General features: G+C 67.1%; 1 protein-coding gene. It reads left to right on the top strand.

Going from position 1 to position 234, the window contains the following annotated elements; all coding sequences use genetic code 11:
- Nucleotides 1–72: 72 nt before the first annotated feature.
- The coding region (locus ACQG3P_RS24295; RefSeq protein WP_426806481.1) for an FAD-dependent monooxygenase at nucleotides 73–234 on the top strand (162 nt) is incomplete at its 3' end.

Here is a 234-nt window from a genome sequence, read left to right as displayed (position 1 = left end):
AAACCTATGGGTAACTCCGCTGATGTGGTTCTCTGTGGCGCCGGTGCAGCTGGTTTGAACCTGGCCATTTAACTGGCCCGGCGTGGCGTGTCCTTCAGGCTGCTGGAGCGGTGGGACCAGCCGTTCCATGGCTCGCGCGGCCAGGGGAGCCAGCCCCGCAGCCAGGTGTTGTTCGAGGGCATGGGCATCCTCAACCGTTTGTGCGCGACCGGCGGGCCGGTCCCCCGGGCGCGT

Origin of the sequence: Stenotrophomonas sp. SrG (assembly GCF_050031795.1) — a bacterium.
Lineage (GTDB): Bacteria > Pseudomonadota > Gammaproteobacteria > Xanthomonadales > Xanthomonadaceae > Stenotrophomonas > Stenotrophomonas rhizophila_A.
This window is presented reverse-complemented; position numbering and strand designations above follow the sequence as displayed.